This window comes from Erythrobacter sp. HA7-11 (genome assembly GCF_055693605.1).
The window spans coordinates 2,014,322-2,033,321 of record NZ_JBVFUF010000002.1 but is presented as its reverse complement, the minus strand read 5'-3'; the positions used below and the strand labels follow the sequence as shown (position 1 = coordinate 2,033,321).

The 19,000-nt window shown below is 58.3% G+C and carries 17 protein-coding genes; 9 read left to right on the top strand and 8 right to left on the bottom strand.

What is annotated here, in order from left to right; all coding sequences use genetic code 11:
* Nucleotides 1-241 precede the first annotated feature (241 nt).
* The 4 genes from ACZ1GU_RS10500 to ACZ1GU_RS10485 form a co-directional block, all read right to left on the bottom strand.
* Nucleotides 242-1,201: a YadA-like family protein gene (locus tag ACZ1GU_RS10500; RefSeq protein ID WP_472647940.1), complete on the bottom strand. Its 960-nt coding sequence runs from the start codon at nucleotides 1,199-1,201 to the stop codon at nucleotides 242-244.
* A complete protein-coding gene (locus tag ACZ1GU_RS10495) occupies nucleotides 1,134-4,253 on the bottom strand; it encodes a YadA family autotransporter adhesin (protein WP_472647939.1) in 3,120 nt (1,039 codons plus the stop codon). Before ACZ1GU_RS10495 ends, ACZ1GU_RS10500 begins: the two co-directional genes overlap by 68 nt.
* 135 nt (nucleotides 4,254-4,388) lie before the next feature.
* Entirely contained in the window at nucleotides 4,389-4,613 is a 225-nt protein-coding gene (locus ACZ1GU_RS10490) for a hypothetical protein (protein ID WP_472647938.1), read from the bottom strand.
* Complete coding sequence (locus ACZ1GU_RS10485; RefSeq protein WP_472647937.1) at nucleotides 4,594-6,171, bottom strand: bifunctional helix-turn-helix transcriptional regulator/alpha/beta hydrolase; 1,578 nt, start codon at nucleotides 6,169-6,171, stop codon at nucleotides 4,594-4,596. Before ACZ1GU_RS10485 ends, ACZ1GU_RS10490 begins: the two co-directional genes overlap by 20 nt.
* A 166-nt stretch (nucleotides 6,172-6,337) precedes the next feature.
* On the opposite strand from ACZ1GU_RS10485, the gene ACZ1GU_RS10480 reads away from it, so the two are divergent.
* From ACZ1GU_RS10480 to ACZ1GU_RS10460, 5 genes are all read left to right on the top strand, one after another.
* Nucleotides 6,338-6,760 carry a TIGR04282 family arsenosugar biosynthesis glycosyltransferase gene (locus ACZ1GU_RS10480; RefSeq protein WP_472648761.1) on the top strand — a complete coding sequence of 141 codons (423 nt, stop codon included), beginning with the start codon at nucleotides 6,338-6,340 and terminating at the stop codon, nucleotides 6,758-6,760.
* Nucleotides 6,714-6,926: a TIGR04282 family arsenosugar biosynthesis glycosyltransferase gene (locus ACZ1GU_RS10475; RefSeq protein WP_472647936.1), complete on the top strand. Its 213-nt coding sequence runs from the start codon at nucleotides 6,714-6,716 to the stop codon at nucleotides 6,924-6,926. Before ACZ1GU_RS10480 ends, ACZ1GU_RS10475 begins: the two co-directional genes overlap by 47 nt.
* Nucleotides 6,923-7,618: a glycosyltransferase gene (locus ACZ1GU_RS10470; RefSeq protein ID WP_472647935.1), complete on the top strand. Its 696-nt coding sequence runs from the start codon at nucleotides 6,923-6,925 to the stop codon at nucleotides 7,616-7,618. Before ACZ1GU_RS10475 ends, ACZ1GU_RS10470 begins: the two co-directional genes overlap by 4 nt.
* Nucleotides 7,619-7,762: 144 nt before the next feature.
* The gene (locus ACZ1GU_RS10465; protein WP_472647934.1) at nucleotides 7,763-8,719 is read left to right on the top strand and encodes a radical SAM protein; all 957 of its coding nucleotides are present in this window, start codon (nucleotides 7,763-7,765) and stop codon (nucleotides 8,717-8,719) included.
* Nucleotides 8,720-8,874: 155 nt separating this feature from the next.
* On the top strand, nucleotides 8,875-9,663 hold the full coding sequence (locus ACZ1GU_RS10460; RefSeq protein ID WP_472647933.1) for a hypothetical protein: 789 nt from the start codon (nucleotides 8,875-8,877) through the stop codon (nucleotides 9,661-9,663).
* Between the two features lie 7 nt (nucleotides 9,664-9,670).
* Here ACZ1GU_RS10460 and ACZ1GU_RS10455 read toward each other — a convergent pair whose 3' ends face one another.
* The 3 genes from ACZ1GU_RS10455 to ACZ1GU_RS10445 all read right to left on the bottom strand — a co-directional run bounded on the left by ACZ1GU_RS10455 (nucleotide 9,671) and on the right by ACZ1GU_RS10445 (nucleotide 13,787).
* On the bottom strand, nucleotides 9,671-10,366 hold the full coding sequence (locus ACZ1GU_RS10455; RefSeq protein ID WP_472647932.1) for an EAL domain-containing protein: 696 nt from the start codon (nucleotides 10,364-10,366) through the stop codon (nucleotides 9,671-9,673).
* Entirely contained in the window at nucleotides 10,287-11,996 is a 1,710-nt protein-coding gene (locus ACZ1GU_RS10450; RefSeq protein ID WP_472647931.1) for a CHASE2 domain-containing protein, read from the bottom strand. Before ACZ1GU_RS10450 ends, ACZ1GU_RS10455 begins: the two co-directional genes overlap by 80 nt.
* 126 nt (nucleotides 11,997-12,122) lie before the next feature.
* Nucleotides 12,123-13,787, bottom strand: a complete 1,665-nt coding sequence (locus tag ACZ1GU_RS10445; protein WP_472647930.1) for a FecR domain-containing protein — start codon at nucleotides 13,785-13,787, stop codon at nucleotides 12,123-12,125.
* A 163-nt stretch (nucleotides 13,788-13,950) separates the two neighbouring features.
* Between ACZ1GU_RS10445 and ACZ1GU_RS10440 the strand changes: the two genes are divergently transcribed.
* The 4 genes from ACZ1GU_RS10440 (at nucleotide 13,951) to ACZ1GU_RS10425 (ending at nucleotide 17,168) form a co-directional block, all read left to right on the top strand.
* A complete protein-coding gene (locus tag ACZ1GU_RS10440) occupies nucleotides 13,951-14,826 on the top strand; it encodes a POTRA domain-containing protein (RefSeq protein ID WP_472647929.1) in 876 nt (291 codons plus the stop codon).
* Nucleotides 14,823-15,542, top strand: coding sequence for a ShlB/FhaC/HecB family hemolysin secretion/activation protein (locus tag ACZ1GU_RS10435; RefSeq protein ID WP_472647928.1), 720 nt, complete (start codon nucleotides 14,823-14,825; stop codon nucleotides 15,540-15,542). The genes ACZ1GU_RS10440 and ACZ1GU_RS10435 overlap by 4 nt, the downstream gene beginning before the upstream one ends.
* A 50-nt stretch (nucleotides 15,543-15,592) precedes the next feature.
* Nucleotides 15,593-15,943: a thiol-disulfide oxidoreductase DCC family protein gene (locus ACZ1GU_RS10430; RefSeq protein WP_472647927.1), complete on the top strand. Its 351-nt coding sequence runs from the start codon at nucleotides 15,593-15,595 to the stop codon at nucleotides 15,941-15,943.
* Nucleotides 15,944-16,004: 61 nt separating this feature from the next.
* Nucleotides 16,005-17,168, top strand: coding sequence for an alpha-hydroxy-acid oxidizing protein (locus ACZ1GU_RS10425; RefSeq protein WP_472647926.1), 1,164 nt, complete (start codon nucleotides 16,005-16,007; stop codon nucleotides 17,166-17,168).
* A gap of 348 nt (nucleotides 17,169-17,516) precedes the next feature.
* Here ACZ1GU_RS10425 and ACZ1GU_RS10420 read toward each other — a convergent pair whose 3' ends face one another.
* Complete coding sequence (locus ACZ1GU_RS10420; protein ID WP_472647925.1) at nucleotides 17,517-18,968, bottom strand: NAD-dependent succinate-semialdehyde dehydrogenase; 1,452 nt, start codon at nucleotides 18,966-18,968, stop codon at nucleotides 17,517-17,519.
* Nucleotides 18,969-19,000 lie beyond the last annotated feature (32 nt).

The window sequence follows — 19,000 nt, the reverse complement described above, 5'->3', positions numbered from 1 at the left end:
AGCTCCAGGCCCTTTGTCTCACTGTATGAGAGCGGGTGGTCGTTTGGGCTTGTGCCTGAATAAGACGTTAGAAATCCGACGCTCTGATCTGCAAGAAGGGACGGGCTGGAAACATGACCGCATAGAATGCGGAAGTGCCAACAGGGCATGCCGTGTCAATTGGTGAATTGTTCAAGTTCGACTGGCACCAAAGAGGGAGCGGGCCGACGATTGCGTCGCCCCGCCCATCCTTTTCAGCCGATCAAAACTCGCCCGCGATGCCGGCGCGCACGCTGGTTGAGTTGCCGCCTGCATATGTGACACCAGCGGTGATGGCGAAGTCCCCGTCGAACCGGTGCATCAGGCCTGCAGAGACACCAACCTCGCCGCGATAGGTTGCAACATTGCTGGCATAGCTGGTCTTGCCCGCTTCGCTCGGGAAGTGCGGGTTGGCCTGAGCAGCGATCGAGGCAATGCCGCGCTGCGCATCCTTGTCGATCGTCTCGGTGAGATCGAACAGAGTGCTTACCCGTCCGCTCAGCGCATCAAATTGCGCGGTCGAGACCATCGCGACCTGATTGAGCGCAACCCGCACATTGTCGACCGACGCAGCAGTTGCAACCGCCTGTTTGCCCAGCGTGCCATTGGCATCGACCGTGACCGCGTCAACCGGACCGACCTGGGCAGCGGTGCTCGCATCAATGTCGCCAATGCGAACACTTGAGCCCGTGCCTCCAAGGGTTACCTGGCTGTCAGCTGTTGTGGTCGCGTTCGCGCCGACCGCTGTCGAATTGGCGTGCGTGACAGTTGCGCGGAAGCCGACCGCTGTCGAGCCAACACCGCTGGCATTGGCCGTGTCGCCCACAGCTGTCGCATTGGCTCCTGCTTCGGTGTCAAAGCCTACCGCGGTTGACCGACCGCCACTTGCGAGCGCGCGCTGACCAATTGCTGTGGCGCGTCCGCCCAGAGCAAAGGCAGTGTCGCCGACCGCCGTCGAACTCGTTGCAAGCGCCCTCGAACCACGACCAAAGGCTGCGCTTCGCAAAGCGCCAGCCCGCGTTCCGCTGCCGATCGCCGTTGCATCTTCGCCTTGCGCCAAAGCGTCTGCACCAAAAGCACTAGCCCGAGCTGCAGTCGCCTGCGCGCCATCTGCATCAGCATCCGCTCCGTCGCCGCCGATAGCAATTGCGCCTACGCCGCTTGCATTGCTCGAAGCGCCCAAAGCGATTGCGCCATCGTACCGTTGCTGTCGCTCCAGAGCCAGTGCTGCTTACAGCAAAATAGGCGAGTTCAGCCGCATTAGCCCCCGAAGACGCCTGTAAAGCAGCAATATCGGTCGAGTTTTGCGCAATTCCCGCAGTGTTCGTCGAAATCGCCGCCGCATTGGTTGCGATATCAGCGGTGTTGCCAGCAATTGCCGTAGTGTTTGAAGCGATACCGGCTGTATTCGCATCGGCTGTTGCTTGGGCCGCAGCAGCGTCGGCAAGAGCCTGTGTCGCATCGGCTTGAGCCGCATTGGCGTCACCGACGCCGGCGAGCGCCGTATTGAGTTGTCCGACCGTGACGGCATCATTGTCATCCGTGCCTTGAGCGACATTGGTGATGCGGCGTTTGAGCGTCGTATTGCCAACCGAGACAGTGTTGACTGCGTTGGTGGTCGACCCTGCGCCCAAAGCAACCGCATTGGCGTGGCCTGCTAAGGCATCGGCGCCGAGCGCGGTCGAATCCACCTGAGTTGCGCGCGCACCTTCATTGTTCAGGTCTTCACCATCGCCGCCGAGCGCCACCGCTCCAGTGGCGCTGGCCTGTGCGAACTTGCCGAGCGCGGTTGCATCGTCTGCGCTGGCCATCGCGAACGCGCCCAAAGACGTGGCGAATACGCCAATCGCCTCGCTGTTCTCGCCGACCGACGTGGCGCCTTGGCCGTCCGCTTCCGCCTGAGCGCCAATCGCAATTGCTTCAATTCCTTGAGCCGAGCTGGTTCTCCCGAGCGCGATCGAGCCGCTCCCACCAGCCACCGAGTTCACGCCAAGCGCCATGGCGTTGCCATTGGCGGCGCTTGCGCCTGAGCCGATGGAGATAGCGGAGATTCCGGTGGAGCTAGCGTTTTGACCGATTGCGATCGTGCGCGTTGTGCCCGCATTGGCAGCATCGCCAATCGCCACGCCGCCGCTGGCGTTCATGCCGGTGCTGGCGTCGCGGTCGAGCGCTACGGAGCCTTCACCCATGGCCCGCGCGGCAACTGTGCCGGCATCATCGCTGTCCCCGCCGATAGCGATGGCACCGACACCGGAAGCATCTGCGAGCGAGCCAGGTTGATCCGCATCCACGGCGACAAGCGAGAGCGAGCCGCTTGGATCGATACCGGTTATGGCGTTGTTCAACTGCGCCAATGTTACCGCATCACTTGCATCGACCGCGTCGCCGACATTGGTGATGCGACGCTTGAGTGTGCTGTTGCCGACCGAAACGGTATCGGCGACGTCGGCAACCGAGTTTGCGCCTAATGCGACCGAGCTATCGGCGTTAGCAGACGAATTCTGCCCGAGCGCTGTCGAACGGCCTCCCGATGCATCGGCATTCCAGCCAAATGCACTTGATCCCGTGCCGGAAACGGCATTCGACTGGCGACCAACCGCGGTCGATGAGGATGTCCCAAGAAGGAAATCCTCACCGCCAGTCGCGTTTGCACCGGCACCAAGGGCCAAAGAGCCATTCCGTCCGACTGCCGCACTGCCTATTGCCACAGACTCAGAGTCGGTCGCGGTGGCCGCAATACCGACAGCGACCGTATCCGCATCGCGCGCCTCGGATCCCGATCCAATCGCAGTGCTGCGGAAGCCAAGCGCTTGCGACCCGCTGCCAACTGCCGTAGCACTGACATTAAGTGCGTCCGCACTAAAGCCGGCTGCGAAGGAAAAATTCGCAGCTGCAATAGAACGATCTCCGAATGCGATAGATCGCAAGCCCGAAGCCTCGCTGTCCGTCCCGATTGCAATCGCGCCCTCGGCACCGGCGCTGGCGCCAACAAAATCAGCATCGTTACCGTCTGATCCAATCGCAATTGCGCCAATGCCAGTGGCCGTAGTTGACGCGCCCAGCGAGATGGATCGCACCGCCGTCGAGCTCGCGCTCGCTCCGACCGCGATAGCTTTCGACGCATCGGCAAGGGCTATCGAACCGAGGGCTGTGGAATCAGCCGCCAAGGCAGAAGCCGCAAAGCCTTGTGAAGTCGAGTTTAACCCGGTCGCACGAGCGCCATAGCCGACGGTCGTCCCGTTAACACCAGAAGCGATGGTGGCTGCACCAATGGCAACGGCGAAACTGGAAGAGGCGGAGCTGCCATTGCCGAAGCCGATCGAGTCAGCGCCGCTCGCCGCCGAGTTCGTTCCGATAGCGGTAGAATCAGAGCCGCTCGAAACGGAATTCAATCCCAACGCGATTGCCGCGTTGCCAGACGCGGTCGAGTCGCGACCGGCGCTGAAGCTGTTGATGCCTTCAGCACGGGCCAGATAGCCAAGTGCCGTTGCGCCTAAAGCAGATGCTCCGGATTGGTATCCGACCGAGGTAGTGGCAAATGCGCTGGCGAAGCTCGTAGTGCCGATCGCGATACCGTAATCACCGGAAGCATTGGCACCCGATTGCCCAGTCGTACCAACAACCGATCCAATAGCGAGCGCGCCAATGGATGTGGCTTGCGCTGCGCCGCCCAATGCCGTGCTGCCTTCAGCGGTCGCATCGGCGCTCCAACCAGCAGCCAAACTTTCCGCGCCAGAAGCAATTGCAAAGATGCCAAGCGCAGTCGAAGAACCGGTTGTGGCTTGGGCAAATGTTCCGACCGCCGTAGATCCCCCGCCACTGGCGAGCGCATCATGACCAATGGCGATTGTGGCATTGCCTTCTGTTCTCGCATTAGCTCCCAAAGCTGTGCTTTCGTCGCCAATGGCGACGGCAGTCTGGCCAATTGCAGTGCTGTCACTACCTATCGAACCGGCTCGTTCACCGATCGCAGTCGAATTCTGGCCGATAGCACTTGATTGGCGACCAACGGCAACGGTCTCATCACCAAAAGCATTCGCATCCGTTCCTACCGCAACCGAAGCATCGCCTGAAGCGGTGGCAAGAGCCCCGCATTGCAAAGAAAGCGGCTGCGCGGGATCACCAGAACCATCCTCGCAAGGTCGTTCATCTGCCCGTACTTCACTCGGCGCGACGGCCATGGAACCTACAACAGCCAGCATCGCAGTGCCGGCAAACAAAACAGTCTTCTTCATGGGTGTCCCCTCATTCAAACGTATGGTTTAAGTGCGCGACCAATTGTTTGTTTGTGAGGGTGTGCTGGCCGAGGCCCGCCGGGCTGTCATACACCCGATGGGGTATGCGGTAGATATTTTTGAAAAATCTAATGCTTATTCAGCTTTGGCTGCGATCGCGCCGAGACAGCTTGCGTATCCCGGCGCGTTCTCGCCGATATGCCGGATTGTCAGCTGCGCAAGGCTTTCTGCAGCGCGGTAGAAATAGAGCTCACCGGTGTTAGGGAGGACTTCGAGCGTGCGGTTGCCGCCTTCTGTTACAGCTCTACGATAGGCGTCTATCTCATGAATCTCGTCCTGCTCAGGCACGGCGAAGAGCATCGGCAACGTGCTGGTTTTGAGCAGTTCGAGCGCAGGCTCGCGCGATTGGGTGAATTCGCGCGAATACACATCCGCCCCTTGCGCCAACAGATGCCGAGCAGCAGCACGGATAAGTCCGGCATTGCTGCCTCCGCGGAAATACGCAGCATCGACCGAGTCCTCGCCCAAAATACGGTCGATATACCAATCCGCGCCGACGCGGATCATATTGCGATAGGCAATGCGAGTGAAAGTCTGCAGCAAGCGCGGGGCTAGCTGGGCAAGCTTGAACGCGATCCGGTGATGCGGTACGAATGTCGTCGGGCAGCGGGATGTATGGCAACCAGATGTAACCCGTATGCGCGACCGAGCTAACCAGACCCGGTTCGTCCTGTATCGCTTTGCCAAGCGGAATCAGACCACTGCTAATCGCAATAGCGGGACCGCCTTTCAGATCGTGCAGTCCGCAAAATTCGCGGATTGCCATCGCGCTGTCCTCGGTGGCGTCGCAGTCGGGATCAAACTCGCTGTGGCCAAAGCCGGGACGCGAGAGGATGTGGAGTTTTAAGCCCGCTTCGCGAAAGAGCTGGTCAGCCTCGGGCGGGAACAAATGGGCGAGTGTATGGCCATGCACCACCAGCACCGGCTTGCCGTTCGGCGCACCCTGCCAGGCATAGGCGATTGAGCGGCCATCGCTTCGCACAAAGGACGCCTCGCGACCAAGCGGGTTTGACCATGGCGCTTTTCGGCTGCGACTGTCGAGTGAGGCGCGAGCTGCTAACAGCGAGAGCAATTGCAAAAGCTGCGCCTGATTGGCGGTGTTCGACTTGGCGTAGATCGATTTGAGTTGCGTGCGAACAGTGGGCACGGTTGTGCCGCGGTGCTCAGCCACTGCCTTGCTGTCGCGCAATTCGTAGAATTCGCGGGCGATGCCGCATTCCGCCTCTGTCAGGCCGAAGGTTTCCTGCAATTGCTGGCAGAGTGCGTCGGGCCACGGAATCTCAAGGGCTCGCAGGGCAATGCACCCGTGATCACGATGCGGACTGTCAATGATCAACCCCTCGGCGAGCTCATGCTTGATGGGTTGGTCTTCAGCGCCTGACAGTTCGTCAGGATCGAGCCGCACAATAATGCGCCGCTGATTGCCCCGCAGGCGTGCGCTCGTCAAAAAGCTGTCAAATTGAGCGCGGTAGCTGGGATCAATGCAAATCGTGTCGAATGCCGCCCCCGGTTTTGTAGCAAACAAGGCTTCACCGAGCTCATTGGCAACAATCACATGGCAAGATGGATCAATGACGATTGCCGCAGTTGGAACTTCTTCAACCGCGCGCTCCAGCGGATCTCGAGAAACTGCGACTTGTTGATGTTCCATCAGATTATCGATGGTTCCGAGCTGGCGGGATACGGACTCTCGCAAGGCTTCGTCCGCGGCGGGCGCTGTCGGAGCGTACCTGCGCTGCATCGTGGCTATCAGGTTGTCGAACGTGTCCGCTTCGCTTGCGGCCTGATAAAGCGCTGAGACCAGCTCGATATCCAAATCTGCAAGAAGAGCCTCTCGGCTCGGGTTGCGCTCGTTCATGGGTGGTAGATTATCGGTAATGTGGCGGATGGCAAGCAAATCAAGCGATTTCAGTGGTCTGGATGCGATTCCTTTGGAGAATTGATGTGCCTGGAGTTATCAGCACTTGCCACTTGAACATGGCCCGATTGCGCAAAGCTCTCGGCTGATCCATGGCTATGCCGAAATGTCATCGCTGCCCAACCTTGTCTTGTTCGCCCGATACCCCATTGCCGGAGAGTGCAAGACCCGTTTGATACCTGCCGTTGGCGCAAAGGGGGCGGCTAGAATTCATCGCGAGCTGGCGGGCCGTACCGCCAGATTGCTTCGCCAATCTGGGTGTCCCTTTACTGTGGCAATGACAGGAGGCGGTGAAGGGCAATTTCGCGATTGGCTGGGGTCCGGGATTGAGTTTGTCCCGCAACCAAAAGGCAATCTGAGCGATCGTCTGCTTGCTTTCGTAGGCCGCGCCCCCGTCATCTTTTTCGGCGCGGACACGCCCGATCTCAGCAGCGCGCACATCGCCGCCGCGGTCGAAGGCCTAAAGACACATCCGGTAGTGATTGGTCCGGCTCGAAGATGGCGGTTATTATCTGATCGGAATGCGTGAGTGTGTGCCTCAACTGCTAACCGATATGCCGTGGAGCACGGCTCAGGTCTTGCCCGAAACTCTGCGGCGGTGTTCTGAGATGGGTGTTGAACCGCTTATGCTTGAAACGCTTTCAGACTGCGACCGGCCCGAAGATCTCGATCGCTGGCCGGAATTGCGCCCGTGACCACCGTCACGATCCTCATTCCGACCTTCAACGAGGAAGTCGCGCTCCCGAAAACAATCGCATCGCTTGCCATGCTCGATCCGCAACCAGACGAAGTGATCGTGGTCGACGGCGGTAGCGATGATGCGACGGTTCAGATTGCGCAGGATGCAGCGCTGAAAACTATAGGGTCTCCGCGCAAAGGTCGCGGCGTGCAGATCAACGTCGGCGTCGCCGAAGCTGAGAGCGAGGTTGTGTGTGTGTTACACGCCGACAGCCAACTTCCCGCCGACGCGGTCGCACTGATCCGCAGCACGATGGCGGATCGCAAGATCGCTCTGGCGAGCTTTCTGCCGAAGCTGGTCGGAGAAAGCCGCACGCGGTGGGGGTCCACGATCCATAACTTCATCAAGACATGGTACGCGCCTCTGCTGACTAGGCCGCTCCTATTCTTGCGCGGGGTACGTTTGCTATTCGGAGATCACGCGATGTTTTTCCGGCGCGCAGATTTTCTCGCGATTGGCGGCTGCGATGAGCGGCTCGGCATTATGGAAGAGCCCGGACTTTGCATCAACTTTGCCGAGCTCGGGCGGACCCGGGTTCTTCGCCGCTTTGTTAAAACATCCGATCGTCGCATTGCAGAGCTGGGCAGTCTACGGGCGCACTTGATGTACTTGAAGGTTGCTTTGATGTGGTCGGTACGGAGTGCGTGAGGGATTGGCCGATCACTATCCTGACATCCGATGAACTTGCCGATTTTCACGGTTTCACAATGGCCGGTTCGCAACCCGATGGAGATCGGTTATGACCGTCGCCTCTCAGGTAACCAACCACCGCAATCAATCGAATTCTAGATCATGCAAAATGAGCGATCGCCCTTCGCGCTTACAAAGCCTAGCCGTATCGAAGCTGGCAAATTCGCCGACCCGTTCCGCACGCTGAAGGGCGAAGAGCGTGCATCTGTTGCGCTTGATAGCTTGGACACGCTCTGGTTCAACACTGGGACTCTGTGCAACCTAGAATGCAAGTCCTGCTATATCGAAAGCTCGCCGCTTAACGATGCGCTTGTTTACATCTCTCTGGCGGAGGTGCGCAGCTATTTGGACGAGATCGCTGCCGCCAATCTGACTACCCGTGAGATTGCGTTCACGGGCGGTGAGCCGTTCATGAACCCGGATATCATCGACATTCTGGAGCTGAGCCTAGCGCGCGGTTTCGATGTGCTCGTTTTGTCAAACGCGATGCGTCCCATGAGACGGTTTGAACAGCAATTGCTTAGCCTCGAAAATAAGGATCGTCTGACAATCCGTGTGAGCCTCGATCACTACACGAAATCGGTCCACGAGGCAGAACGCGGGCCAAGCTGGGACAAGGCCATTGATGGCCTGAAATGGCTAGCAGGAAACGGCTTCAAGATAGCAGTGGCGGGCAGACACCTCGAAAACGAAACGGACGCTGATGCTCGCGCAGGCTTTGCAATGCTCTTCGCTCAATTGGGGATACAACTGAATGCGAACGATCCGGGGCAGCTCGTTCTATTCCCAGAGATGGATGAGACGGCAGATATTCCGGAAATCACGACCGATTGTTGGGACATACTGAGCGTGGACCCGCGCAGCATGATGTGCGCGTCAAGCCGGATGGTGGTAAAGCGCAAGGGAGAGGCCAAACCGTGCGTGGCCGCTTGCACCTTGCTGCCGTACCAAGCGGATTTCGACTTGGGCGAAACGCTCCAGGAGGCAAGCCGCTCTGTCCAACTCAATCATCCGCATTGCGCGCGTTTTTGTGTGCTCGGCGGAGCGAGTTGTTCTTAGAATTCAAGACATGAATCACAGCTTCAATTACTCTGAATAGGCCGTGTCGTTCTTACTGTTCCAGGTAAACGTGGATGCGGATTCCGCGACTTGTCCGTCTGGTTGCTCACCCATGCGCGTATGGTATGCTCGCGCATTACGGGAGCGAATTTGCGATGAAATCAACGATTAGAGTTTGGACTGGTTTGGGGCTAGCCACGGCATTGGCTGGAACCGCGCTGGCTGGCTGTTCGGGGGAAGCCGGCGAGGGCGGTGAAGGCGGCGAGGCTGCACAGAATGGTGAAGCTGGCGCTGGCGAAGGTGGGGAAGCTGGAGCCGGGGAGGGCGGTGAAGGGGGTGAAAGCGGCGCAGTCGGTTCGCTGGAATTGCCCAAGCGGCTTGCGTTTATGTCTGGTCACGTCGCCGCGGGGATTGCTCTTTATCGGGCCGGTGAGCCTGAAGCGGCAGCCCCGCATTTGCTGCATCCTGTTTCAGAAACCCATGCATCTGAGCGAAAGGGTTTGGAAGAACTCGGTTTTGACCCGGTCCCGTTTGAGGCTGTCTCAAAGGCGTTGGAAGAAGGGAAGCCTGCCGCCGAGATTGAGCCTCAACTTGAGACTGCGGAAGCCGATCTTCGCGAACTTCGTCAAAAAGCTGGCGGCGATCCGTATGAATTGATCCGATATCTGATGGATGTGACGGTTGAGGAATATGCCATCGCAGTTCCAGCAGCGACTGTTACCGACGCTGGTGAATACCAAGATGCGTGGGGCTTCGTCACAGTCGCTCGAGAATTGGCTGCTGATCTGGATGGCCCACGCGCAGACGGGATCCGCAAGGCACTCGACGGATTGCTGACGCTGTGGCCGGAGAAAGCGCCTATTGTGCCAAATGACCCCGCGCCTCTGGGACAAGTGTCAGCCGCCGCATCCCGTGTTGGACTGGCTCTGCCGCAATCCGAATGAGCCAAGCTCACCCAAGTGCGCTGACTGCTCCATCACGCTGTAAGTTCATACGGCCAAGAAGGGTTTGCCACTTTGCTGGTTTGCCGACTTGCCAACCCTGCACATAATCGCACCCAAGTGTTCCTAGCAACTCGAGTGTGGCGAGATCCTCCACTCCTTCAGCGACAATTTCGAACGAGAGGGCGTGCGCAAGATCAATAGTGGATTGCACCATGATCCGGTCAGCACGGTTGTTGACGAGATCGCGCACAAAGCTCTGATCCAGCTTGATCTCGTTCGCCGGAAAACCTTGCAAGTAGTTGAGAGTGGCCTGCCCGGTGCCATAATCATCGATAGAAATTCGCGCGCCCGCGTTACTCAATTGGTTCAGCGCGCGTTTGGCCAGATCGGGGTCTTGCAGAGGCGCACTTTCTGTGACTTCCAGAGTGATGCCCTTGTGTCCCTTGGCGCGCTCGAACAACAGCATTTCAGTGATCGAATTGATGAACTCGCGATCCGACAGCAATTGCGCCGATATGTTGACGGCGAGCTGCAATGGCACATCTAGTGCCGCTGCTTCGCGGCTGCGCTCCAGAGCTTCAGCAAGCACGAATTTTGTCAGTGCTCCAACTTGCCCCTTCTTTTCAAGGATCGGGATAAAGTCGGTACGGAGAGATCGGCCCGAGTGTTTCGCTCTCCCACCGCACCAGACATTCTGCGCCATAAACCACTTTGTCCGACAGCCGCATTTTGGGCTGGTACAAAACATGGATTGCGCCCGAATTTAGGGCCTCGTCGAGCTCACCGAGAACGTGCTGTTGGAAGGCCGCTTCATCTTGAAGGCCGACGGCACTGGACGACCAATGGATTGATTGCCGCCTTGCATATTCCGCAGCGGTGACAGCTTCCGCCAATGAGTCTGCCGAACTGCCGAAGCGCGCTTTGACCAAGAGGCGCTTTTCATTGATCTCAAACGGCGAGTTGAGCACCGTGCGAGCGGTCGCGAAATGATCGTCCAATTCCCCGCATTGTTCGTCAGGTACGAACCAGGCAAATTTTGCACGATCAATCCTGTAGACAGCGGAATTGCCGGAAAGCAGAGTCAGGCGTTCTGCGATTTTGGCATCCAGGCCCGACACGTTTTCGCTGTTGAGGACAGCCTCCATTTGAGCAAAATCGTCGATCCGGGCCACCGCAAATAATGCAGATTTGCGCTTGAGCGCGGCAACTTCCATAGCGCGGCGATTGGGAAGGTTTGAGGCGGTGTCAGTCATACGCGCATTGCGAAGCTCGAGGCCCGAGACGAGGGCTCGGTCGAACGCCAGAAACGTACCGACGAAGATAGCTCCCGACATAAGTTGGAGATAGACCGATGAGAATTGGTCCAGCAACAATGCCATGACTACTGGGATCAGGCTGAAGGCTGCGGCTTGGTATCCATTCAGGCGTCGTGTCTTGCGAGTGATAATCGCGCCAATGCATAAACCAGCAAGCAGCAACGGGATCCATGGACCACTATCGCTTCTCACCCGACCCTGGAGCAGAGTTTCTGCAGCTTGCGCCTGAATCACCACGCCAGGCTTAACGCCAAACAGGCCGGTGGGATAACGGTCGCCCAGCTCAATTGCCGTTGCGCCAATGAGGACTTTCTTACCCTCAATGCGATCACGCGTGACTTTCCCTCCGATCAGGTCAACGAAGGATATTCGTTTGATCGAGCTGGGATCTATCGCCTGATCGACGCGGAAAGACTGTCCGGTTTGGCCCGCCTTGCCCGTTACCATTGACGGCAAAGATGGTCGCGGCACCCCGTCCGTGACAATACCATATGGGTAGAATTCGATTTGTCCGTCGGCGTTGGGAAAGACGTTTACCGAGGCTAGAAATGCATGCTTTTTGAACGCATCAATCGGCAAGGATTCCGTCACGCTGCCTTCCTCGACGGCGCGGTCTTCCTGCCGGAAGGTAGGTAGGATGACTGCACCATTGAGGTCGGCAAGCGCCTTTTCAAATGCCGCATCTTCCTCTGGCGTAGAAACCGCGGAAAAGTCGATATCGAACGCGATCTGGTCTGCGCCGAGGCGATCAAGTTCGCGTACGGCCTTTGCATAATTGCTGCGCGGCCAAGGCCAGCGCTCAAGCGCCTGGAGTGAGCGGCCATCGACTTCAACGATTAAAATCTCCCCGGATGCTGGGGCAATTCGAAGATAATCGCGCTTTAGGCGCAAGTCGCTCTCGAACGAGCCGGCAAGACCCGAAAGAATGGCCGCGATCGAAACCAACGCAGCGACAGCAAATGACACGGCACGGATGGTGCCGTCTTTGGTCAAAGCTCCGGTCAGCGAAACGCGCACGTAATCCTCCCAAGTTGCGGTAATCGCCCGCAATCAAGGTGCCCGGCCTAGCGAAAAAGGGTTTATGCGAGGTTTAGGATATCGGCCTTGCGCTTGATTGGCGCGCGCGGACTTGAGATGAATCTCTCAGTTGCGAGGGTTTCCACGTCCGAGGCCACGACCGGGACGATCATCTTCATCTTGATCATTGCGAACGCCCAAACCGAGATTGAGTTCAATATCTTCACCTGCGTTATTCCCCACGGGAGCGCCCAGATTGATTTCGATCAGATCGTCGGCGGAGGTAGAAACATCTAGCTCATCGTTATCATCGTCCCGATTGCCGTTGGGACCACCATTACCCTTGCCTTTACCGTTGTTGCCTTTGCCGTTTCCATTGCCCCGATAGTCATCGTCGTCGTCATCGTCACCTAGGCCTAAGTCTTCGGTTAAATCGTCGGTGTCCTCATCAGCGTCGTCATTGGGCAGCAGGCTTTCGTCTTCGGTGTCATCGCCTCGATCGCCATTGGGGCCGCCATTGCCCTTGCCTTTACCTTTGTTGCCTTTGCCGTTCCCATTGCCCCGATAGTCATCGTCGTCGTCATCGTCGCCAAGGCCTAAGTCTTCGCTCAAGTCGTCGGTGTCTTCATCAGCGTCGTCATCGGACGGGAAGCGTTCGTCTCCATCATCATCGCGATCTTCGTCGAGGTCGTCATCCTCGTCCTCGCGCTTATCGTCAAAGTCGTCGTCGTCGCGGTTATCGTCGAGATCGTCGGCCTTGCGATCCTCGTCCTCACGCTTATCGTCAAAGTCGTCGTCTTCGCGGTTATCTTCGAGATCGTCGGCCTCCCGCTCTTCTTTCAGGCCCTCATCCTCGCGATCCTCTTCCAAATCGTCGTCTTTGCGTCCTTCGTTGAGGCCTTCATCCTCGCGTTCTTCTTCGATATCCTCATCTTCGAAATCAGCGTTGGCGCGAGCGCCTCCATTACTGCGACTTTCCGAAGCGGCGTTGCCATTTTCGCGCTCGCTCGCTGTACCTAGAACCGGCTCGATATCATCGCTGTCGATGATTGGGCCTGCAGATGGGGTGATCGGGCTGCCGCTTGAAGCGATACGACCATCATTGTTGCGGTTCGCCTGAGCGCGGTCTGCACCGATTGAAATTCCGGTCGCGTCAGGGCGACCTGGCGCCTCGCGCAGTTGTGTGACGAAGCTCGGTTGGCCACGCACAATGGCGCGTTCGGATGCGGCTTCGTCTTGCCCGGAAATCACGATCAGCTCGCTGGCATCATCAGCTTCGACCAAACCGACAAGCCCAGGGGTAAGCAGGGCGGCTTCAAGATCGTCACCAGTGCTGACTTCCACAGCGCCCTCGGTAACCTGCACGCTTGTGCCTTGCTCGGTCACGGAAACGTTAAAGGTCGTTCCTTTGACTACCGCTGCCATGTACGGCGTCTCGACACCAAAGTGCGGAGTACTCTTCTTCTCAATCTTGAAGAGAACGTTGCCAAGATATTGGAATATCTGGGTTACCGCGCCGGTTTTCTTCGGCTCAGCAATGCGAATGTGCGCCTTGGGAGAGACGACCACGTATTCTTTGCCGCGCACGAGCACAGCGCGACTGCCTTTGCCCGTGCGGATGACATCGCCTGCCTGCAATTTGGTGTTTTTACGGGCCGAGACGACCTGGTCTCCGCGTGTCACGGTAACGGAGCCGCTCGCTTCCGACACAGCCCATCCGCTGCTCGCATAGGCGCTGGTGCTGGCGAATAGCGCCGCAACCACAACCGATTTTTTGACTAACCCAAACATACTCGAATTCCGAATTCTCTTCTTGTGCACGCTGCCCCTAATGCACCGGGCCGTCTAAAAGAGAGTTGAAGCGGGTTCCCTAACACCGACTTAAAATGCTGCATCTGTAAGGTTTTCTTAGGTCAGCATGGTTAAGCGGGCGGCTCTATCTCAGGAGTCGTTGATGGTGTTTGCCAGGGTCGGAATGTTGGGTGCATGTCTATGCATCGCGGCCCCTGCTGTGGCCGCAGAAAAGGCGAGCGATACTCCACGCATCGCGATGCAGAATGTCCTCTATGTTTCGGAGCCGACTGCCGTTGATCCGGATGAGGGCCAAATTGCTGCGGTCGTGATCGTCGGAAACGAGGCAATCGATGACGCGCGCTATCAGGCCGCAGTAGAAGATTTCTTTGGCGAACCGCGAAACGAAGAAGTTCTGGCGCGCCTCACCAACCAGATTGCTGACCTTGCGCGAGACGAGGGCTATCCATACGCTCGGACCTCGATCATCGAAGATACGAGCGGCTTCGGAGTCGTGCAGGTTTCCATCGACGAAGGCCGGGTCGATGGCGTGGAGATCGAAGGCTATCAGAACGCGCGAGCTACACGCATGCTCAATGAGCTCATCGGACGACCGGTCAGCAAGGCCGATCTTGAGCGTATGCTGCTGCTCGTTAGCGACATTCCTGCGGTCCGCTTGCGCGGTGCCAACATCAAGCGCCGAGATGGCCAGAGCGTGCTCGTTGTCGAACTGGCAAAGCGTGACGATCGCTACCGTGTCGAAGCCGACAACTACGGCACACAATCCTTTGGGCCTTACCGGGCCTCTATGTCAGCTCGCGTAACAGATGCGATATCGTCTTCGGATCAAATCTACGCCTCGGTACGGATCAATCCGGTCGATCTCGAAGAGCTGCTTTACGCGTCAGTTTCCTACAAGACACAACTCAGCAATAGCGGTTTGACTGCGGCAGCTAGCGGTTCAGTCGGGACAACTTCGCCTGGCGGCCCCTTCGGCGACAGCGAAATCAACGGCGATTCAGTACGCGGTACCGAGTGACACTGAGCCAACCAGTTATTCGCTCCAAAGATGCCAGCCTTTGGGTCAACGCATCAGGATCCTATATCCAGATCAGCCAGGACGATCTGGGCCAATTGCTGCGCGATGATACGATCGTCACTGCATCAATCGGCCTGACGACGCAGTTTGCAGTCGCTGGTGGGCGTTTGCGCGCCGGCATCACCCACGAACGCGGACTTGGGATACTTGGGGCAACCCGGCGCGGTGATGTGTTCGCCTCGCGCAGTGATGGCGACGGGGTGTTTTCAAAGGTCAACTTCTGGAGCGATCTCCGATTGCCATTGGCGTCGCGGCTGGATGTGTTTCTGTCTGCCGGTGGCCAGATCGCAGATCGACCATTGCTGTCTGGCGAAGAAATCGCACTCGGCGGCGCGTACAGGACGCGCGGATACAATTTCAGCGAAGTCTTGGGCGATGAGGGCATCTACGGTCTCGCAGAATTGCGCTATCGCGTTGCGACTGACAATCTCCCGCTCGACTCTCTTCAGTTCTACGCATTCGTTGATGGCGGCTATGTCTCCGATATTGGGCTAGGTGTTGGAGAAGGCTCACTGTTTTCAGCGGGGCCAGGGGTACGCGCACAAATCGGTCCCGTCGGCTTTGAAGTGGAAGGCGGCTTCCCGCTCGGCGGAACGGCAGAGCGCGGCGATGATAACGAGCCGCAGCTTAATGTGCGCGCCGGAATCAACTTCTAAGCCAACAAGAGGCATTTGGAACGCGGCGGGCCAATCTGCATTGGTCTAGCATGAGCGAAGTGAAAGTCTGGTATGATGGTGCGTGCCCCCTGTGCCGCCGCGAGATCTTGCTAATGCGCCGTCTCGACAGCCAGGATCGATTGCAATTCATCGACGTCTCCGAAGCGTCGACCGAGGCATCCTGTCCGATCGACCGCGAAGAATTGCTGGCACGCTTCCATGCCGAGGAAGACGGACGCTTGCTAAGCGGCGCCGCAGCGTTTGCAGCCATGTGGCGTGCGATCCCAGTTTTGCGCCCGCTCGGATTGCTGGCCCGGAATCGCGTGGTTCTCGCTATTCTTGAGCCGCTCTATCGCGGCTTCTTGCGCATACGGCCCGCCCTGCAAAAACTATTTGCGTGAAATTCCGCTTCGGACCAAGCTGTGCCCGACAAATCACGCGATCAATGGGAGAGAGGCGGGCATGAGTTATTTCGGGGCGATGCAAAACGAGATTTACAACGCCGGATTGCAAGGCGTTCTGCCCGAATTTCCGGTCGACTTTGCTACGCTCGAAAAGCGCGCGCACGAAGCGCTCGGCCCGTCGATGACGAATTATGTCGCGGGCGGCTGCGGCGACGAGCACACGCAGGACACCAATTCTTCCGCGTTCCATCATTGGGGTATGATCCCGCGTATGATGGTCGATACGCAGGAGCGCGATCTGTCGATCGACCTGTTTGGACTAAAGCTGCCAACCCCGCTGTTTATGGCTCCCATCGGCCTGACCGGCGAAGCGACGCAGGACAAGCATGGAGACATTGCCGCCGCGCAGGCCTCTGCCGCGACCGGCGTTCCGCTCTGCGCCTCAACGCTCGCCAATGACAGCATGGAGGACGTGCATGAGGCTTGCGGCGACACGCCTGCCTTCTTCCAGCTTTATACGCCGCGGCACAAAGGGCTGGCGGAGAGCCTGATCGGGCGCGCTGAGGCGGCCGGGTACAAGGCGCTGGTGGTAACACTCGACACCTGGGTCACCGGCTGGCGTCCGCGCGATCTCAACGCGTCAAATTTCCCGCAATTGCGCGGCAAGGTTCTGCACAATTACTTCTGCGATCCGGTGTTCCGCTCGCTGCTGCAGAAGACCCCTGAAGAAGACCCGCAGACTGCGATCCTTACTTGGGCGGCGACTTTCGGGCAGGTGCTGACGTGGGAGGACATGAAGTGGCTCAAATCGGTCACCAAGCTGCCAATCGTGCTCAAAGGCATCTGTCATCCTCATGACGCCAAGAAGGCCGTCGATACAGGTGCAGACGGGATCTATTGCTCGAACCATGGCGGCAGGCAGGCCAATGGCGGAATCGCGACAATCGACTTGCTTGAAGACGTAGTGAAGGCCGCTGGCGACGTGCCTGTGCTGTTCGACAGCGGCATTCGGTCCGGCACAGACGCGGTGAAGGCGTTGGCATTGGGTGCAACTGCGGTTGGAGTAGGGCGGCCCTACACGTATGGTTTGGCGCTCGGAGGAGCGAAAGGCGCAGAGTTTGTCCTGCGGTCAATCTTAGCCGAGGCCGATTTGCTGATGGCGGTGAATGGCTATCCCACGCTTAAGGATGTCCGCGCGGCAGGAGTGCAGAGGACCGCTTAAGGACGCAAGCGGCACTTACTATTGTCTGTGAGATTCGCTCGCTTGCCACTCTGAAGCGAGTGCTCAATTCGTACCGTCAAATCAAAGTGTGAAATTTGGACTCAGTTTTCCACACCATTGGTGATATCACTTAATTAACCAGAATATGCGAATCGGGCCATAAGAGCCCACCACGGGGAAGCGACGCATGGAGATACCGACTATCAGGTCGAGTGGCCCAGACTGCATGGGCCGGACTGTTCAGCAGAAAGACGAAGCATCGCGCCGCGCGCGATACGTACCGCATCCAGCCGATGGAATCGAAAGGTCCATTTGCTCGCGTCCTTTCGAAAGTCATCCCACTTTAGCTCAAGCGCCCGACTTGGCGACCGTTACTAGCTTGGTCTCGGTATAACCGAGATAACCTTCTACGCCGCTTTCAGAACCAAATCCGCTATCGCCGATCCCGCCAAATGGCGTTTCGGGAGAACCAACGGCGAAGTGATTGATCGCGACCATTCCGGCTCGCAATGCGTTGCCCAGGTAATGGCTCTCATCGAGATCTGCCGTGAAAGCATAGGCCGCGAGGCCATAGCGCAACGAATTCGCGATCCGCACAGCCTCTTCGATATCGTCATAAGGGACAATCCCCGCGACCGGGCCGAACGGTTCCTCCGTCATCAATCGGCTGTCAGGTGAAGGGCCAGCAACGACCGTCGGGCTGAAGAAATGGCCTGGGCCGTCTGGAGCCGAACCGCCTGTGACAATTTCGCCCTTTTGGCCGCCGAGCGCCCCCATCAAGTCCTGCATCGCGGCGACCCGGCCGGCATGGGCGAGCGGTCCCATATCGACGCTGTCATCAGCGCTGGCATCGCCCACCTTGAGGCCGCTCGCATAGGCGGCGAACTCGCTCACAAACCGGTCATAGATCCCCCGCGCAACCAGGAAACGCGTTGGCGATACGCAGACTTGCCCAGCATTGCGGAACTTAGTCGTCGCGCAAGCCGCCACTGTGCGCTCGAAATCCGCGCTTTCTCCAATGACAACCGGCGCATGTCCGCCAAGCTCTGCAGTAAAGCGCTTGAGGCCTTTCGCGGCCATAGCGCCCAGTTGCTTGCCGACCGCAGTCGAGCCGGTGAAGCTCACTTTGCGCATCGCGTTAGCAGTGATGAGGTGCTCGGATATCTTCGCCGGATCGCCATAGACCAGATTGATGGCGCCCGCCGGCACGCCTGCTTCGACAAAGCATTCGACCAGCATCTGCGCGCAGCCGGGTGTCGTCTCGGCGGGTTTCAAGATGCATGAGCACCCTGCCGCCAATGCGCCTGCAATCTTCTTGGCGGGCAAGTTGACGGGGAAGTTCCATGGCGTGAACAGCGCAGCCGGGCCGATCGGTTCTTGCGTCACGCGTTGTTGCAGAAGATGGCTACCACGGACGGGCACTAGGCGTCCGCCTTGTCGCTTGGCCTCTTCCCCCATGAAATCGATGATCTCTGCAGCGTTCATGATCTCGCCAGAGGCTTGCGCGAGTGGCTTGCCGACTTCGATCGTCATAATCCGCGAGATTTCGGGCGCTCGCCCGCGCAGCAGATCGGCGGCGCGCCGCAAGATCTTGTGCCGTTCCGCACCGGGGGTCGCTGCCCATTTCGGAAACGCTTCATCGGCGGCCGCAACTACACCATCAAGTTGCTCGCTTGAGACTTTTGGGCAATCGCCGATTTCTGCCTCAGTCGCGGGATTGCTGACAGGAAACGAGCCATCACCGCCGTCACTGATCCATTCGCCGCCGATCAGCATCTTCAATGTTGGGTAAGCGGTCATGACGGGTCTCCTGATGATGTGCGGTACGAGGC

Excerpts from the sequence above, each read along its gene's own strand:
- ACZ1GU_RS10420 (WP_472647925.1), bottom strand. The coding sequence starts at position 18,968 with ATGACCGCTTACCCAACATTGAAGATGCTGATCGGCGGCGAATGGATC.
- ACZ1GU_RS10460 (WP_472647933.1), top strand. The coding sequence starts at position 8,875 with ATGAAATCAACGATTAGAGTTTGGACTGGTTTGGGGCTAGCCACGGCA.
- ACZ1GU_RS10445 (WP_472647930.1), bottom strand. The coding sequence starts at position 13,787 with ATGTTTGGGTTAGTCAAAAAATCGGTTGTGGTTGCGGCGCTATTCGCC.
- ACZ1GU_RS10440 (WP_472647929.1), top strand. The coding sequence starts at position 13,951 with ATGGTGTTTGCCAGGGTCGGAATGTTGGGTGCATGTCTATGCATCGCG.
- ACZ1GU_RS10430 (WP_472647927.1), top strand. The coding sequence starts at position 15,593 with ATGAGCGAAGTGAAAGTCTGGTATGATGGTGCGTGCCCCCTGTGCCGC.
- ACZ1GU_RS10465 (WP_472647934.1), top strand. The coding sequence starts at position 7,763 with ATGCAAAATGAGCGATCGCCCTTCGCGCTTACAAAGCCTAGCCGTATC.
- ACZ1GU_RS10455 (WP_472647932.1), bottom strand. The coding sequence starts at position 10,366 with ATGGCGCAGAATGTCTGGTGCGGTGGGAGAGCGAAACACTCGGGCCGA.
- ACZ1GU_RS10480 (WP_472648761.1), top strand. The coding sequence starts at position 6,338 with ATGTCATCGCTGCCCAACCTTGTCTTGTTCGCCCGATACCCCATTGCC.
- ACZ1GU_RS10495 (WP_472647939.1), bottom strand. The coding sequence starts at position 4,253 with ATGAAGAAGACTGTTTTGTTTGCCGGCACTGCGATGCTGGCTGTTGTA.
- ACZ1GU_RS10485 (WP_472647937.1), bottom strand. The coding sequence starts at position 6,171 with ATGAACGAGCGCAACCCGAGCCGAGAGGCTCTTCTTGCAGATTTGGAT.
- ACZ1GU_RS10425 (WP_472647926.1), top strand. The coding sequence starts at position 16,005 with ATGAGTTATTTCGGGGCGATGCAAAACGAGATTTACAACGCCGGATTG.
- ACZ1GU_RS10490 (WP_472647938.1), bottom strand. The coding sequence starts at position 4,613 with ATGCTCTTCGCCGTGCCTGAGCAGGACGAGATTCATGAGATAGACGCC.